This is a genomic window from Sorangium sp. So ce406 (genome assembly GCF_051474675.1).
In the GTDB taxonomy this organism is placed as follows: Bacteria; Myxococcota_A; Polyangia; order Polyangiales; family Polyangiaceae; genus Sorangium; species Sorangium cellulosum_G.
Genome location: NZ_CP150340.1, coordinates 8,260,099 through 8,275,627, shown reverse-complemented (window position 1 = coordinate 8,275,627; position 15,529 = coordinate 8,260,099). Strand labels below are relative to the sequence as shown.

Sequence of the window (15,529 nt, the reverse complement as noted above, 5' to 3'; positions counted from 1 at the left end):
CGTCGGGCACGCGTTCAGCACCGCAGCTACGTATTACTGTATGCCCGTTCAGCTAGTTCCGTCTAGTGCCTTCGCGCGCCGATAGGACAAAACCCGTCCGGTGTCGGAGCGGGACTGCATCCACAACTATCTGAAAACAATCATTTATTCTGTGGGCTTAGAACGAACGAACCTCACGGAAAAATCGTCGACCCCTCCGGACAGGGCCGGCAGGGCGGCGCTCGGGCCGGCGAAGCGCCGGCCCCGCGGGGTCGCTGTTCAGTGTCGGGAGCGCTGGCTGTTCAGGTGGCGAGCCGCTGCCGCGTCTCGGCGAGGGCCTGGATCGTGTCGGCGTCGTGGTCGCGGATGAGGTCCACGCCGTTGCGCGCGAACTGGACCGCCGCGGCCAGCGCGGTCCGGCTGCGCTCGCGGTCCATGGCCCACGCCGCGTGCCGCACGAGGAGCGCGAGCTCCAGCGCCCGGCCCAGGGTGATCGCCACCCGGCGGGCGCCCGCCTCGAGGCCGTCGCGGTCGGTGGCGCCCATCTCCTTGATCCACGCGCGGGCGTGCGACACCGCGCGCGACGCGGCCGTCTCGGCCTCGGCGAGCTTCGGCTCGACCACGCCGGTGAGGAGCCGCGCCACCTCGGCCGCGAGCACGTCGAGCGAGCTGTCCTTCTGGATCACCCGCAGCGCGTCGAGCGACAGCACGTTCGTCGTGCCCTCCCAGATCGGGAGCACCTGCGCGTCCCGGAGCAGCCGCGGCAGCCCCGTGTCCTCCACGTAGCCGGCCCCGCCGAACGCCTCGAGCACCTCGCTCAGCACCGACACCGCCTGCTTCGCGGTCGTGAGCTTCGTGATCGGGATGATCAGCCGCAGGAGCTTCGCCTCCGACTCGGTGAGCGAGCCCGTCTCCTCGCGCCCGAGCAGCTCGATCGCGCGGAAGGTCAGGTGGAAGGCGCCCTCGAACTCGGCCTGGAGCTCGGCGAGCGTGTCCATGTGCAGCGGCTTCTCGGCGAGCGACGAGCCGAACTGGACCCGGCGCTGGGCGTAGGAGCGCGCCAGCGCGAGCCCCCGGCGCATCGCCGCGACGGCGCTCACGGCGTTCCATGTGCGCGTGACGTTGAGCATCGGCGCGATCGCCCGGACCCCGTTCACGAGCCCGGCGACCGGGGTCGCCACGGCGCCCTCGAGCGCGATCTCGGCGGTCGGGAGCTTCCGGGTGCCGAGCTTGTCCTTCAGCCGGTTGATCCGGATGCCCTCGCGGCGCCCCTCGTCGCCCGCGAGCTCCACGTAGAACAGCGCGAGCCCGCGGCTGCCCTCCGGGTTGCCCTCGGGGCGCGCGAGCGCGAGCGCCATCTCGGACGTGGCAGACGAGGCGAACCACTTCGTCCCGTGGAGCCGGTAGGCCCCGTCCGGCCCGGGCCGCGCCACGGTCTCGGTCCGCCCCACGTCCGAGCCGCCGGTCCGCTCCGTCATCCACTGCCCCGACGTCCAGGCCCGCGCGGGGTCGCGGCTCGTCAGCCGGGGGACGGCGCGGTCGATCAGCGCGCGGTTGCCGCTCGCGAGCAGCGTGCGCGCGGCGCCGTCGGTCATCGCGAGCGGACAGGTGTACACGTCGCTGGACGGATCGAAGAGGTACGCGAGCGCGAACTGGTGGACCCGGGAGAAGGCGCCGTGCGCCCGCTCGTACGCCGCGGCGACGACCCCGCGCTCGCAGGCGATGCGGGCCGCCTCCTTCCAGAGCTGCGTCACCTCGACCTGGTCGACGCGCTGGCCCCAGGCGTCCCACGGCGTGAGCTTCGGCTCGTTCGGGCGATCGGCGAGCTGAAGGCGGTAGAGGTGGCCGCCCGCGAGCTCGCCCATCTCGTGCAGCGAGGGCGTTATCGACGCGGCCACCTCGCGCGGCAGCACGCGCGCGAGGTAGGACCGCAGCACGCGGTCGTCGTCGTACTGGTTCCCGAGCGTGGGGGGGTCTTGATAGAAAGCCACCGGCCGACTCCTGGGTTGGTGCGCCGCAGCCCGGGCGACGCGGGGTGTTCGCGTCGCCCGCGTTCCGCGCGCCCATGCGGGCACACGCGGCGACTCGCAGCCTCGATACACTCGAAGCTACTGAACCCGTCCCACCCGGTTCAACAGGAAGCCGAAGCCGCGTCGCGGTGACGCAGCGATCGGTGAACCTCTGCTGTCAATTTCGCTGCGATCACCGGCTACTGTGCGCTATCCGGGTGCCTTGTCGCACGCATAGACGCACAGGTGGCCGCCTGTCCGGCTGTTCTTGACTTCTCCGATGTACCAATGCATATCGCTGGCGGTGAAGCTCTCGAACAAGGGTCGCTACGGTGTGCGCGCATTGTTCGATATCGCCTTCCACAACGACGGGCGGCCGACGCAGATCCGCGAGATCTCGGAGCGGGAGCTCATCCCGGCGCGCTTCCTCGAGCAGATCTTCCAGGATCTGAAGAAGGCCGGGCTGATCAGCTCGAAGCGGGGGCCGCGCGGCGGCTACCACCTCGCGCGGCCCGCGAGCGAGATCAGCCTGGGCGACGTGGTCCGCGCGCTGGAGGGGCCGGTCGCGGTGCTCGCGCCGGACGACGACGGCAGCCCCGAGGGCTCGCCGCTCGACCCGCCCACCGCGGTGTTCCACGATCTCGCGACCGCGATCGAGCGCTGCTTCGACTCGGTGTCGATCGCCGACGTCTGCGAGCGCGGCGTCGAGCTCGGCGTGCGCCGCAAGGGGCGGCCCGAGCGGTCGACCTACGTGATCTGAGCCGACGACCATGACAAGCCCCGACCGAGCCGCCCCGTCCACCGGCGTCCCCCGCGCACCCGCGGAGGACGCGGCAAAGCTCCCGCCGCTGCCGTCGCACCCGCGCGTCGTCGACAGCGTGCTCGACCTCGTGGGCGACACGCCGCTCTACGAGATCCGCCGCGTCGACGCGGCGACGCCCCGCGGGCGCGTCTTCGGCAAGGCCGAGCAGCAGAACCCGGGCGGCTCGCTGAAGGACCGCATCTGCCTCGCGATGATCGAGGGCGCCGAGGAGCGCGGGCTGCTCGGCGCCGGGCGCGGCGGCGTGGTCATCGAGCCGACGTCGGGCAACACCGGGATCGGGCTCGCGATCGTGTGCGCGGCCAAGGGCTACCGGTGCATCCTGACGATGCCGGCGAGCATGAGCCTCGAGCGGCGGCAGCTCCTCGAGGCCTACGGCGCGGAGGTCGTGCTGACCGAGCCCGAGGAGCAGATGGAGGGCGCCATCGCGAAGGCGCGCGCGCTCGCGGCCGAGATCCCGGGGGCGGTCATCCTCGGCCAGTTCGACAACCCGGACAACCCGCGCGTCCACGCGGAGACCACGGCGCGGGAGATCCTGCACGCGATGGCCGCCCTCGACGACGCGCCCTCGCGGCCTGGTCCCCGGCAGTCGCTGACGATCGACGCGTTCGTCGCCGGCGTGGGGACGGGCGGGTCGGTGAGCGGCGTCGGCCGCGTGCTCAAGCGGGTGCGCCCCGGGACGCGGGTCATCGCGGTCGAGCCCGAGTCGTGCGCGACGATCTCGCGCGGCGAGCGCGGGCCCACGAAGATCCAGGGGCTCGCGGCCGGGTTCGTGCCCGAGAACTACGACCGGAAGGTGGTCGACGAGGTGCGGACGGTGAGCGATCGCGCGGCGTACGAGACGAAGGCGGCGCTCGCCCGGCAGGAGGGGCTGCTCGTCGGCATCAGCGCCGGCGCCGCGGTGCGCGTGGCGCTCGACGTCGCGCGCGAGCTCGGCCCGGACGCGAACGTGGTGACCGTCCTCTGCGACACGGGCGAGCGGTACTTCAGCCTCGACGAGTACTTCCGATGAGCGGCGGCGACGGCGAGACGGTCCGCGGGTGCGTGCTCCTCGTCGGCGCGGGGGGGATCGGCGGGCCCGCCGCGATCGCGCTCGCCGCGGGGGGCGTGCGCGACCTCCGCGTCGTCGACGACGACCAGGTCGAGATCACCAACCTGCACCGGCAGATCCTGTTCGACGACGACGACGTCGGCCGCCCGAAGCTCGAGGCCTTCGCCGAGGCGCTGCGCCGCCGCGCCCCGCGGCTCCGCGTGGATCGCAGGAGCGGCCGCTTCACGCCGAGCGCGGCGGCGGCCCTGATGCCGGGCGTCTCGGTCGTTGTCGACGCGACCGACAACTTCGCGTCGCGGTTCCTGATCGCCGACGTGTGCCGCCTCACAAGGACCCCGGTGGTGCACGCGGCCGCGGTGCGGTGGCGCGCGACGGTGATGGCGGTCTCGGCGGAGGGGGGGCCTTGTTACCGCTGCCTGTTCGAGGATCTGCCGACCGGGGACGCGCCGGACTGCGCGACGGCCGGGGTGGCGGGCCCTGTGTGCGGCGTCGCCGGCGCGATCGCGGCGGACCGCGCGCTCGCGATCCTGGCGGGCGACGGCTCGGTCTTCGGCCGGATCGCGACCTTCGACGGCCTCTCGGACACGCTGCGGAGCGTCCGTGTCGCCGCGCGGTCCACCTGCGCCCTGTGCGGCGAGCGCGCCGCGATCTCGACGATCGACGCCTCGCGTTACGTGAACACGTGCGCGAGTGAGCTCGACAGCGACTCCCCGACCCACGTTGAAGGCGAGCGCGACAGCGACTCGCCGACCCACGTTGACGGCGAGCGCAACAGCGACGCCCCGACCCACGTCGACTCCCGGACTCACGTGGATGGGGACCTCGAAAGTGGATCCCCGACCCACGTTGCAAGGAGCCGCGAAGGCGGCTCCCCGACCCACCTCAACACTGGAGAGCAATGACCATGGCTGACACAGCGACCGTCCGCATCCCGACCCCGCTCCGCACCCTCACCGGCGGGGAGGACGAGGTCAAAGCCGCCGGCAGCACCGTCGGCGAGCTCATCGAGAACCTCGAGAAGAGCTACCCGGGCATCCGCGACCGACTCCTCGACGAGAAGGGCGTGCGGCGCTTCGTGAACATCTTCGTCGGCGACGAGGACATCCGCTTCCTCGACGGGCTGAAGACGCCGGTGAAGGGCGGCGATCAGATCGCGATCGTGCCCGCGATCGCCGGGGGCTGAGGTGGACGACCCGCGCTATCTCCGCCAGGTGCTGCTCGCGGAGATCGGTCCAGAAGGGCAGGCGAGGCTCGGGGCGGCGACGGCGCGCGTGCTCGGCGGCGGCGGCGGCGCCCCGCCGCTCGCGCACGAGGTGGCGGAGCGCTACGCGCGCGGCGCCGGGTTCGGCGCGGTCGCGGCAGGCGCGATCGATCTCGACGCGCTCGCGCCCGCCGACCTCGTGACGTCGCCCGCCGCGCGCGCGGTCCTGGCCGGGGCGCGGGCGGCGCTCGCCGAGATGCGCGCCGCGCTCGGCCTGAGCAGCGCGCGGCCCGGGAGCACGACGCCCAAGAGCACGGTGCCCAAGAGCACGTTGGAGGACGGCAGGTGAGGCACTCGCTCGTCCGTTCCCGCCGGATGGCGTCGGTCATCGACGCCGTGGGCGACACCCCGCTCGTGCGCCTCTCGCGGATCGGCCGCGAGACGCCGTCGGTCGAGGTGTACGCCAAGCTCGAGTTCACGAACCCCGGCGGCTCGGTGAAGGACCGCGCCGCGCTGCGGATGATGAGCCGCGCGGCGGCCGACGGCCGCCTGACGAGCCAGAAGACGCTGATCGACTCGACGAGCGGCAACACCGGCGTCGCGTACTCGCTCTTCGGCGCGGCGATGGGCTTCAAGATCGCGCTGGTCATGCCGTCGAACGTGTCCAAGGCGCGCAAGGACATCGCGCGCGCGTTCGGCACGGAGCTCATCTTCAGCGACCCGATGGAGGGCTCCGACGGCGCGATCCGCCTCGTGCGCAAGCTGGTCGAGGAGAACCCGGAGAAGTACTTCTACCCGGACCAGTACTCGAACGAGGACAACCCGCTCGCCCACTACCACGGCACGGCGCGGGAGATCCTCGACGCGGTCGGCGACCGGATCACGCACTTCGTGGCCGGGATCGGCACGAGCGGCACCATCGTCGGGACGAGCCGCCGGCTGCGGGAGCACCACCGGCCGATCCGCTGCGTCGCGGTCGAGCCCGCGGACGCGCTCCACGGGCTGGAGGGGCTCAAGCACCTGCCGAGCTCCCTGGTCCCCGCGATCCACGACGAGGCCGCCTACCACGAGACGATGCGGATCACGACGGAGGACGGCTGGGACATGTCCGATCGCCTCGCGCGCGAGGAGGCGTTGCACGTGGGGCACTCCGGCGGCGCGGCCGTCTTCGCGGCCTTCGAGATCGCGAAGCGCCTGCACCGCGAACAGCAGGGCGGGTGCGTCGTTGCGATTGTCCCTGACCGGGGCGACCGCTATTTTGCGCCCATGAAATGGGAGAAGCGTTACGTATGGTGATGTCTCACCCGTGGACCGCTGGCGGGGTCGTCCTCAAGGCCAGCGTGCTCAAGGCCGTCGAGGCCGAGGCGCTCGCCGGCTACGCGCGCGACGAGGAGGCCTGCGGCTACCTGAGGGGGCCCGAGGGCGAGCCGCTGCTCTGCGACGAGCACGTCCGGATGGAGAACATCGCGAACAAGCTCCACGCCGTCGACCCGGAGCGGTACTTCCGGACGGCGCGGACGTTCTTCGACTTCAACGGCAAGCGCTTCTCCGACGCCGTCGAGAAGGGCGCCGCGGAGGGGCGCCCCGTCAAGGTGCTCTATCACTCGCACCTCGACGCCGGCGCCTACTTCAGCCCGACCGACGCCGCCATGATGAGCGGCGGCGAGCCGCCGGCCGAGGAGGGGGGCCAGATCGTGATGGGGCCGGGCCCAGCGTTCCCGCTCGCGTTCCTGGTCACCAGCGTGCGCGGCGGCGCCGACGAGGGGCGCCCCGACGCGGCGCCCCGCATCGCCGAGCACCGCCTCTTCGTGTGGGACGGCGCCGCGTTCGTCGCGTCGACGTTCTCCGTCGTCGATTGATCTCACCGCGCCGGGGCCCGCGCTTCCGCCGCCCCGCGCCGCCCGCAGCCGCTTGCAGGGGCTCTGCACCCCGAGGCCCGAGAGGCCGAGTCCGTAGTCGTCACTTGATCATCGAAGGAGTTGCCTAAATGTCAGGTTTTGTTGTCTGGTTCACCGGTTTGAGCGGCGCTGGCAAGAGCACGCTCGCGGCGATGCTCTCGGCCGAGCTCCGTGCCCGCTCCGTCCACGTGGAGGTGCTCGACGGCGACGAGGTGCGCACGAACCTCTCGAAGGGCCTCGGGTTCTCCAAGGAGGATCGCGACACGAACATCCGGCGGATCGGATACGTGGCGAAGCTGATCGCCCGTTCGGGCGCGTGCGCGATGACCGCCGCGATCAGCCCGTACAAGGCGATCCGTGACGAGCAGCGGGCGCAGACGCCCCATTTCGTCGAGGTGTACTGTTCCTGCACGATCCCGGTGCTCACCGAGCGGGACGCGAAGGGGCTCTACAAGAAGGCGCTCGCGGGCGAGATCAAGAACTTCACGGGCATCGACGACCCGTACGAGGCGCCCGAGAACCCCGAGGTCGTCGTCCACACCGACAAGGAGACCAAGGAGGAGAGCCTCGCGAAGATCCTCGCGAAGCTCGAGGAGCTCGGGTACGTCCCGCGCCGCGGCGCCGCCGTGGCGGTGTCCGGCGCCGCGGCCGCGGGGGCGGCGGCGGGCGGGGCCCGCGGGCTCATCGCGCCGCACGGCGGCGAGCTCGTGAACCGGTGGGCCGAGGGCGCGGAGAAGGCGGCGCTCGCGGAGCGGGCGAAGGGGCTGCCGGTCATCGAGCTCGATGAGCGCACGGAGAGCGACGTCGAGATGATCGCGGTCGGCGCGTTCTCGCCGCTGCGCGGCTTCATGAACTCGAAGGACTACCTGCGCGTCGTGCGCGAGATGCGGCTCGAGAACGGCCTGCCCTGGTCGATGCCGATCACGCTCGCCGTCTCGGAGCAGGCGGCCGAGGGGCTCCGCGTGGGCGGCGAGGCGGCGCTCCGCGCGCGCGACGGCCGCATCGTGGCGGTCATCGAGCTGAGCGACAAGTGGCGGCCGAACAAGGAGCTCGAGGCGCAGGAGGTCTTCCGGACGACCGAGACGAAGCACCCGGGCGTCGCGTACCTGATGAGCACGGGCCCCGTGTACGTCGGCGGCGAGATCCGCGTGCTCGAGCGGCCGGTCGAGTCGCCGTTCCCGGCGTACCACCGGGACCCGGCGGTGACGCGGGCGTATTTCGCCGAGAAGGGGTGGCGCCGCATCGTGGGCTTCCAGACCCGCAACCCGATCCACCGGGCGCACGAGTACATCACCAAGACGGCGCTGGAGATCTGCGACGGCCTGATGATCCACCCGCTCGTCGGCGCGACCAAGTCGGACGACATCCCGGCGGACGTGCGGATGCGGTGCTACGAGGAGCTCATCGCGAAGTACTATGTGAAGGACCGCGTGCTCCTCTCGATCTACCCGGCGGCGATGCGCTACGCGGGCCCGCGCGAGGCGATCTTCCACGCGCTCGCGCGCAAGAACTACGGCTGCTCGCACTTCATCGTGGGGCGCGATCACGCCGGCGTGGGAAGCTACTACGGCACGTACGACGCGCAGGAGCTCTTCAATGTGTTCAGCCCCGGCGAGCTCGGCATCACCACGCTCAACTTCGAGAACGCGTTCTACTCGACGGTGGTCGGCGCGATGGCCACGGCCAAGACGGCGCCGGGCGACGCGTCGACGCAGGTCAACCTGTCGGGCACGAAGGTGCGCGAGCTGCTCCAGCGCGGCGAGCTGCCGCCGCCGGAGTTCTCCCGCCCGGAGGTCGCGCGCATCCTCATCGAGGCGATGCGCAGCTCGAAGTGACCGTCCCGGCCTGATGGCCGCGGCGCGCGGCGCCGTCGATCGGGGCCGCCGCGCGGCTCCGGGTATGGCGCGCGCCGCGGTCCTCTCGCTGCTGACCGCGCTCGCCGGGCTCTCCGTGGGGGGGCCGGCGCGCGCGGACCTCAGCGACGACGCCGCCCGCGTCGCGCGGATGTGGTCGCTCTCCGGCGCGCGGGTCGCGCGCCTTCCCCCTCTCTTCGTCGAGCACGGCCGCTCCAGGCTGATCGCGATCTCCCCGCCGCCGGCTGGCGCTGCTGCCGGCGCGGCCGGTCGGGCCGGCGCCGCGGGCGCGGCCCGCGATCCCGGCGCGGGCCGCGTGAAGGCGGACGAGTGCCTCACGGTCGCGTTCCTCGCGCCCCGCATCGTGGAGTTCACGGTGGAGCCCGAGCCCGCCCCGGGCGACGCCTCCGCCCTCGAGGGCCTCGTCGGCCGGCTGCGCGGCCGGGATCCCGACGACGAGCGCCGCGTCCAGAGCGCCGCTGGCGCCGCGATGATCACGCGGTGCGGGCCCGCGCGCGAGGAGCTGCGGCGCGTGACGGTCGACATGCTCTCGTCGCGCGGCGCCCTCGACGTCGTCGTCGCGGCGTCGAGCGGGGTGCTGGACCGCGTCGAGTCGATCTTGCCGGAGCGGGCGTTTGGGCCTGTCGCGCCGCGCGGCGACCCGGGGCGGCCGGCCGAGCCCGGGCCGCTCGACGCCCGGGTCGGGCGGGCGGCGCGCCGGGCGCGCGCGGACGGGGCGCTGCGCGTCGTGCCGACCGACATGCGCGCCTCGGTGGTCGGGACGGGGCAGTTCTCGGTCAAGCTCTCCGAGGGCTGTCATCGCGTCGACCTGATGGCCGAGGTGCCGAGCGCCACGGTGCGCCGCGCGACCGACATCGACGCCGAGGCGCGGGAGGCGGGCACGGGGCGGCTGCTCGATCGCGACCGGTCCGACGCGCCGGACGCGCGGCTCGATTTCTGTCTCGGCGAGCCCGGGGTCGTGGAGATCCCTTTCCTCGGGGCCGCGGGCCCGGTGAAGGTCGTGCTCTCGGACGCCCAGTGGTCGATGCCCCCGTACGTGCCCGGGCACTTCGGCGCGCGCGCCCGGGGCAACCTGGCCGCCGCGCTCCACCGCCGCCATGCGCCCGCGCCCCGCGCCCAGCCGATCGCCGAGGCCGTCGGCACGCAGGGCGACACGCTCGTCCCCGTCCAGATCGAGCCGGGCCGCTGCTACTTCGCGGCGGCGGCGCTCGTCCGCGGCGAGCTGCGCGCGCTCCGGATCTCCGCCGAGCTGGGCGACCGCGCCGCGCGCGACGACGCCGGCGACCGCAGCGAGGGCGCCGGCGTCGCCTTCTGCTCCGATCTCGAGGAGAGCGCCGCCCTCCGCGTCGCCGCGCGCGGCAACTCGCCCGTCTGGGCGCTCGCGGTCTGGCCGATGGACTGACGACGGCGGGAGAGAAGAGAGATTTGAACCACAGAGGCACAGAGGGCACAGAGGAGAGAGAAGAAGAGAAAACGATTTAACTAACTCTCTTCTCTCCCCTCTGTGCCCTCTGTGGTTAGTTTCTCTTTTCTTTATCCAGAACCCACCGACGCGGCCTTACGCGGGCGTGCGGCGGCTGCGCGGGCGGCGGTCGGGGACAGGCTCCGAGTTGGGGCTGGCCACGGCGTCCGACTGAGCGCGCTCCGGCAGGAGCTGGCGGAGCTGCCAGGCCTGCAGGAAGGCGCGCCGCTCCGCGTCGCGCAGCGCGTGCTGGTGCTGGCCCATCATGAACGCCGGCACGACCAGCATGAACAGGGTCGTCAGCGTCAGCGCCGTCATGGTCGGGATCTCCGAGTGCTCGACGGCCTGCGGCAGGATGACCATCGCGCCGCCCGTGAACTCGTACGAGCGGGGCAGGACGCCCGAGTACTCGATCCACGCGGCGGCCAGCACCGCGGCGCAGCCGGTCACGACCACGGCGACGCGGTACGCGTTCCGGTAGGTGAACGAGTTGCCGTACGTGAAGATCACGAGGAGCATCGGCATGAAGAGCAGCGGCCCGAAGCCGCGCCCGATGCACAGGAAGCTGAGGACGTTGAACACGAACCCGGCGTAGGCGTACCACTCCGCCGACGGCGTGTGCACGAGGCGCGCGGCGATGCCCTTCATCAGCGCCGCCAGGGCGGTGAAGGCCAGGATGAAGCCGAAGACCTGCCACTCCCGGATGCCCAGCCACACCGCGGCCACGAGCGTCGCGATCGCGGTCGCGAGCAGCTCGGCGCGGATGCCCGCGTGGAGCTGCAGCCGGTGCCGCGCCGCCGCGGCCGCGTCGAGCTCGGCGAGCACCTCCTGCGGCATCTCGCGCGGCGGCTCCGTCAGGACGCGCCGGAGCGTCTCCAGCGCGCGCTCGTTCGACGGGTCGAGCGCGAGCGCCTGGCCGACCTCGCTGAGCAGCGCCTTGCGGGCGCCCTCGGCCTCCTTCCCGCCGGCGAGCGCCTTCGCGATCTTCTCCTCGGCCACCCCGGCGTGCCGCGCCGCCAGGCCGCGGCGCAGCTCGACGTCCTTGTCGCCGTCGAGGAACCGCTCGACCGCCTCGTAGAGCGCGCGCGCGGACGGGTAGCGCTCGGCCGGATCGCGCCGCGTCGCCTTCACGCAGATCGCGTCGAGCTCCGGCGGCACCTCGCGCTCGGGCGCGCGCACCGACGCCCGCGCGTCCGCGCCGTGGATGAGCGAGTCGAGCATCTCGTTGCGATCCTTCTTCGGGTGCAGCGGCTTCAGCGTGAGCAGCTCGAAGAGGATCGCCCCGAGCGAGTAGACGTCGCAGCGCGCGTCGAGCGTGTCGACGCACCCCTGCGCTTGCTCCGGCGACATGTAGCCGAGGGTCCCGAGCACGTCGCCGGGGATGGTCCTCGTGCTCATCGGATCCTCGCCCATGTCGATCGTCTGGAGCGGCGAGTCCATGAGCTTGGCGACGCCCCAGTCGAGCAGGTACACCTCGCCGAAGTCGCCGAGCATGATGTTGGCGGGCTTGAGGTCGCGGTGGAGCACGCCGCGCGAGTGCGCGAAGTCCACGGCGATGCAGACCGACGAGAACGCGGTGAGCAGCTTGCGGCGCGAGAAGCTCTGCGTGGCCGCCGCGTCGCCCTCGCGGAGCTCGTTCAGGATCCTCGACAGGGTGAGCCCCCGGAGGCGCTTCATCGTGAAGTACGCCGAGCCCTTGGCGTCCACGCCGAGGTCGTAGACGGGCACGATCGACGGGTGCTCGAGCTGGCCCTGCACCCGGGCCTCGCGGATGAACCGGTGGCGGAGCGTCGTGTCGCCCTGGTGCTCCGCGCGGATGACCTTCATGGCGACGTCGCGGCCGATGCGGCGGTCCCTGCAGAAGTGGACCTCCCCCATCCCGCCGACGCCGAGCAGCGCGCGCACCTCGTAGCGGGGGCCGTCGCTGGCGATGTCCGAGAGCTCCGCCCGGGCCCGGCCGGGGTTCACGGGCGTGGGGCTCTGGCCGTGCGAATCTCCGCCCTTTCCGCGAGATTTTCGCATCTCGGGGAGCTGCTCGAGCGTCTCGAAGTCGTCGTCGAACAGAGCCATGGCCTTCGGGAAGCCAGGCTCAGTCGCGCCGTGCCAGCAAAACCCCACACCGGCAGGGCTCCGCGTGACGACCCCCGACCACCCGACTGGCGGGGGCGAGAAGCGCTGCGGATCGCTGGGCTTCCTTGACGAAAGGATCTCGTATCGGGTGGTGATGTCAACGGGGTGATGCGTCCGTGGAAGACAGAGAACGAGCCATGCGGCGCCGCCCGCAACACCGCACGATCGGGGTGAATGCGCGTGAATCGCGTGAAATGAAGGGCGATGTCGGGAGGCCGGCGCCGCGGCGCCGCGGCGCACGATCGCGGGCGCGAGGGCCGCAGGACGACGCGGCGGCGCGCGGAGCTGGTGGTCCGCAACACACGGCGCATGCCCGCCGGGAGCGCGCCGCGCTCCGCGTGCTCAACGTCCGAGGAGCGCGAGCAGCGTCTTCTTGTTCGTGAGGCCGATGTGGCGTTTCACCGGCTCGCCGTTCTGGAAGGCGACCACCGTCGGCAGACCCCGGATATCGAACCGCTTCGCGGCCGCGGGCGACTCGTCCACGTCGAGCTTCACCACCTTGACCTGGCCCGCCGTCTCCTCCGCGATCTCGTCGACGATCGGCGCGAGCCGCTTGCAGGGGGCGCACCAGGACGCAGAGAAGTCCACGAGCACCGGTGTGTCCGTCTCCAGGACCTCTCGAGCGAAGTTCAGATCGTTGACCTCAATGACGTTCCTGCTGCCCATGGCGCTGTCCTTTCCGTTCATCTCGGGAACGAGCGGCCCTGGCCGCGGCGCGCCGGCTCGACGCCGGCGCTCGCTCGACAGCCACGCTCGCATGAACTGTTATAAACACGGTTTCAGTTTCCGCCAGGGGAGGGGGACGCCGGGCGCGAGGCCTCGCGGGGCACGTCCGGGGGCGGGGGAGGGGCAGGGGAAGAGGAGCGCCCGGCGGGGGCGGAGATCGGGAGCGGTCAGTCGGACCTGGCGGGCGCGGGGCGGCCGAGGTGCTGCGCCCGGAGCGCGACGTCGGCGACGGTCGTGTGCGCGAGGCCGCGCAGGAGCCCCTCGTTGGCCGCCGCGGCGACCTCGTCGAACGCCCGCTGGATCCCCGCGCCGATCGGGCACCTCGCGTTCGGCTCGCACGGGCTCGGCGCGATGGCGCCCTCCGGCTCCACGGCGGCGTACACCTCGCTCAGCCGGATCGACGCCGCCGGCCTCGCGAGCCGGTAGCCGCCGGCGCGCCCCTCGCGCGCCTCGATGAGCCCGGCCTGCGACAGCCGCGCGAGGATGCGCCGCAGGAACGCCGGGTTCGTGTTGATGCTCGCCGACAGCGCGTCGCTGGCGCAGCTCTCGTCGGACTGCGCGAGCAGCGCGAGCGCGTGCGTGGCGATGGCGAAGCGACCCGAGGACATCGAGGGACCTCTCGGCGGAATCTAGGGCGCCCGCGCGGACGTGCGGGTCAGCACGAGCGCCTCCCCCTTGCCCGCGGCGAGCCGGAGCTCGATCGAGGCGGGGACCGCCGCCGGGCCGGCGCAGCGGCTCTCGGACACGACGTGGCGCGCGCGGGCGAGCGAGCTCTCCCCCGTCGAGGTGTCGACGAGCCGCAGGTCGACGCCAGCCCCCTCGGCGTCGAGCGCCGCGATGACCTCGGCGCACGTGTTGGGCGGGATCTGCAGCGGGAAGATCTTGAGGCGCGCGGCGTCGAGCGCCACGGCCTGCGCCGCGGCGGCCGCGCCGGCGTCGGCGGCGCCTGTCGCGCTCATGCGCGCGAGCAGCCTCGCGGCGGCGATCGGGTGGGCCACGAGCGCCGGCGGGGCCTTCAGCTCCTTGCGGACCTCCACGGCGAACGGGCCGGGCTGCGCCATCGACTCGACGTCGACCCGGGCAGGGCCGCCGCTGCCGCAGGTGAAGAGCGTCGCCTGGGCGCCGCCGCGGGCCCGGCCGAGCAGGGCGTGGTCGTCGCTCCAGAGCTCCGCCAGCACGTCGGCGAGCGGCCTGCCGGCGAGCACGTCGATCCGGGCGCAGCCGGCCGGCAGCTCGACCGGCAGCGTCGTCCGGCTGCCGAGCCGCGCGGCCCCGGTCGACACGCGCGGCGCGCCGTAGCCCCGGCCCGCGAGCGCGCGGCCGTGCGCCGCCCTCACCTCGGCGAGGTCGCGGCCCTCGGTCGCGCGCTCGATCGGCGTGGCCCCGGAGATCTCCGCCTCGGCGCCCGGCTGCGAGCGGCCGACGACGACGGCCACGAGGCCCTGCGTGCCCCGCGAGCGGATCGCGATCGAGAGCTCGATGGAGGCCGTCGAGCAGAGGAGCAGCGTGCGATCCGGCCCCCGCTCCCGGGCGCGCGCGACGATCCTGCCGGTCTCGTCCTCGGCGACCACCTCGAGCGAGGCGACCTCGTCGCTCGGCGAGACGAGCACGTCGAGGCAGCGGCCGCCGTCGAGGGTGGCGCCGATCCGGCTCGCGGTCCGCGAGCCCACGGGGAGCGCGACGCGCCGGACGTCCTCCCAGCGCGCGCCGATCGCGCCGCGGTGCGCCCTCACCTTCGCCTCCAGCCCGGGCCACGACTCGAGCCGGCCGCTCTCGTCGCCGGCCCTGCCCCGCGCGCCGACGGCGCGGGCGACAGCGTCCGCCGCCTTCTCGGGGACGCCCTGCACCCCGACGCTGATCGCCCCGGCGCCCGACATGACGCGCGCCATCACGTAGAGCCGCCGCGGGTGCGGCGGGCAGACAAGGATGGAGGCGCGCGCGTCGGCGGCCTCGTCCGTGGAGAAGGCGCTGCCGTCGTCCTCGAAGGCGAACAGGTCGACGTCGCCGATGGTCGGCGAGACGCGCGCCATCGCGAGCATGCACTCGCCGGCGGGCACCTCGACGAAGGCGCCGAGGCGATCGCCCTCGGACACCATGTCCGCGCCGACCACCCGGAGCGGGCCCGCGCCGGCCTGGACGGCGCGCTGCGCGTCCCGGCCGAGCAGGGTGCTGCCGTCGATGCGATCCGGCAGCGGGCGCAGCACCTCCGGCGCCGGCGCGCCCGGCGCGGCGGTCGACCCGGCGCGGCAGGCGGGCAGGACGGCGAGCAGGGCCGCGAGCGCCCGGGCCGCGCGGGCGGGCGACGGGCGGGGCGCGGACGGCGGAGGAGGCGCGGGCGACAGGCGGGGCGCTGGGTGTCGGGGACGCAAGGTCGTGGGC

14 protein-coding genes are annotated in these 15,529 nt (G+C 73.2%); 9 read left to right on the top strand and 5 right to left on the bottom strand.

What is annotated here, in order from left to right:
* Positions 1-281: 281 nt before the first annotated feature.
* Entirely contained in the window at positions 282-1,970 is a 1,689-nt protein-coding gene (locus WME96_RS30770) for an acyl-CoA dehydrogenase family protein (RefSeq protein ID WP_437285157.1), read from the bottom strand.
* A 298-nt stretch (positions 1,971-2,268) separates the two neighbouring features.
* Here WME96_RS30770 and WME96_RS30765 point away from each other — a divergent pair, with 298 nt between their 5' ends.
* The 9 genes from WME96_RS30765 (at position 2,269) to WME96_RS30725 (ending at position 10,234) form a co-directional block, all read left to right on the top strand.
* Complete coding sequence (locus tag WME96_RS30765) at positions 2,269-2,748, top strand: Rrf2 family transcriptional regulator (RefSeq protein ID WP_061619086.1); 480 nt, start codon at positions 2,269-2,271, stop codon at positions 2,746-2,748.
* A gap of 10 nt (positions 2,749-2,758) precedes the next feature.
* Positions 2,759-3,820, top strand: coding sequence for a cysteine synthase A (cysK, locus tag WME96_RS30760; RefSeq protein WP_437285156.1), 1,062 nt, complete (start codon positions 2,759-2,761; stop codon positions 3,818-3,820).
* The gene (locus WME96_RS30755; RefSeq protein ID WP_437285155.1) at positions 3,817-4,761 is read left to right on the top strand and encodes a HesA/MoeB/ThiF family protein; all 945 of its coding nucleotides are present in this window, start codon (positions 3,817-3,819) and stop codon (positions 4,759-4,761) included. Before cysK ends, WME96_RS30755 begins: the two co-directional genes overlap by 4 nt.
* 2 nt (positions 4,762-4,763) lie before the next feature.
* Positions 4,764-5,042 (top strand): MoaD/ThiS family protein, encoded by a 279-nt coding sequence (locus WME96_RS30750; protein ID WP_437285154.1) that lies wholly within the window; start codon positions 4,764-4,766, stop codon positions 5,040-5,042.
* A gap of 1 nt (position 5,043) precedes the next feature.
* Positions 5,044-5,409 carry a hypothetical protein gene (locus WME96_RS30745; protein WP_437285153.1) on the top strand — a complete coding sequence of 122 codons (366 nt, stop codon included), beginning with the start codon at positions 5,044-5,046 and terminating at the stop codon, positions 5,407-5,409.
* Positions 5,406-6,356, top strand: a complete 951-nt coding sequence (locus WME96_RS30740; protein ID WP_433927683.1) for a PLP-dependent cysteine synthase family protein — start codon at positions 5,406-5,408, stop codon at positions 6,354-6,356. The genes WME96_RS30745 and WME96_RS30740 overlap by 4 nt, the downstream gene beginning before the upstream one ends.
* Positions 6,350-6,919, top strand: a complete 570-nt coding sequence (locus tag WME96_RS30735) for a Mov34/MPN/PAD-1 family protein (protein ID WP_437285152.1) — start codon at positions 6,350-6,352, stop codon at positions 6,917-6,919. Before WME96_RS30740 ends, WME96_RS30735 begins: the two co-directional genes overlap by 7 nt.
* Before the next feature lie 128 nt (positions 6,920-7,047).
* Positions 7,048-8,793 (top strand): sulfate adenylyltransferase, encoded by a 1,746-nt coding sequence (gene sat, locus WME96_RS30730; protein ID WP_437285151.1) that lies wholly within the window; start codon positions 7,048-7,050, stop codon positions 8,791-8,793.
* A 64-nt stretch (positions 8,794-8,857) separates the two neighbouring features.
* Entirely contained in the window at positions 8,858-10,234 is a 1,377-nt protein-coding gene (locus WME96_RS30725; RefSeq protein ID WP_437285150.1) for a hypothetical protein, read from the top strand.
* 156 nt (positions 10,235-10,390) lie between these two features.
* On the opposite strand, the gene WME96_RS30720 is transcribed toward WME96_RS30725, so the two are convergent.
* The 4 genes from WME96_RS30720 to WME96_RS30705 all read right to left on the bottom strand — a co-directional run bounded on the left by WME96_RS30720 (position 10,391) and on the right by WME96_RS30705 (position 15,519).
* On the bottom strand, positions 10,391-12,364 hold the full coding sequence (locus tag WME96_RS30720) for a serine/threonine protein kinase (protein WP_437285149.1): 1,974 nt from the start codon (positions 12,362-12,364) through the stop codon (positions 10,391-10,393).
* Between the two features lie 402 nt (positions 12,365-12,766).
* Positions 12,767-13,090: a thioredoxin gene (trxA, locus tag WME96_RS30715; RefSeq protein WP_433927679.1), complete on the bottom strand. Its 324-nt coding sequence runs from the start codon at positions 13,088-13,090 to the stop codon at positions 12,767-12,769.
* A 227-nt stretch (positions 13,091-13,317) separates the two neighbouring features.
* Positions 13,318-13,758: an Rrf2 family transcriptional regulator gene (locus WME96_RS30710; RefSeq protein ID WP_437285148.1), complete on the bottom strand. Its 441-nt coding sequence runs from the start codon at positions 13,756-13,758 to the stop codon at positions 13,318-13,320.
* Positions 13,759-13,779: 21 nt separating this feature from the next.
* Complete coding sequence (locus WME96_RS30705) at positions 13,780-15,519, bottom strand: hypothetical protein (RefSeq protein WP_437285147.1); 1,740 nt, start codon at positions 15,517-15,519, stop codon at positions 13,780-13,782.
* Positions 15,520-15,529 lie beyond the last annotated feature (10 nt).

What these genes read in the sequence shown, in the direction of transcription:
- WME96_RS30735 (WP_437285152.1), top strand. Translation starts at nt 6,350, where the DNA reads ATGGTGATGTCTCACCCGTGGACCGCTGGCGGGGTCGTCCTCAAGGCC.
- WME96_RS30725 (WP_437285150.1), top strand. Translation starts at nt 8,858, where the DNA reads ATGGCGCGCGCCGCGGTCCTCTCGCTGCTGACCGCGCTCGCCGGGCTC.
- WME96_RS30765 (WP_061619086.1), top strand. Translation starts at nt 2,269, where the DNA reads ATGTACCAATGCATATCGCTGGCGGTGAAGCTCTCGAACAAGGGTCGC.
- WME96_RS30750 (WP_437285154.1), top strand. Translation starts at nt 4,764, where the DNA reads ATGGCTGACACAGCGACCGTCCGCATCCCGACCCCGCTCCGCACCCTC.
- WME96_RS30755 (WP_437285155.1), top strand. Translation starts at nt 3,817, where the DNA reads ATGAGCGGCGGCGACGGCGAGACGGTCCGCGGGTGCGTGCTCCTCGTC.
- WME96_RS30720 (WP_437285149.1), bottom strand. Translation starts at nt 12,364, where the DNA reads ATGGCTCTGTTCGACGACGACTTCGAGACGCTCGAGCAGCTCCCCGAG.
- sat (WP_437285151.1), top strand. Translation starts at nt 7,048, where the DNA reads ATGTCAGGTTTTGTTGTCTGGTTCACCGGTTTGAGCGGCGCTGGCAAG.
- cysK (WP_437285156.1), top strand. Translation starts at nt 2,759, where the DNA reads ATGACAAGCCCCGACCGAGCCGCCCCGTCCACCGGCGTCCCCCGCGCA.
- WME96_RS30710 (WP_437285148.1), bottom strand. Translation starts at nt 13,758, where the DNA reads ATGTCCTCGGGTCGCTTCGCCATCGCCACGCACGCGCTCGCGCTGCTC.
- trxA (WP_433927679.1), bottom strand. Translation starts at nt 13,090, where the DNA reads ATGGGCAGCAGGAACGTCATTGAGGTCAACGATCTGAACTTCGCTCGA.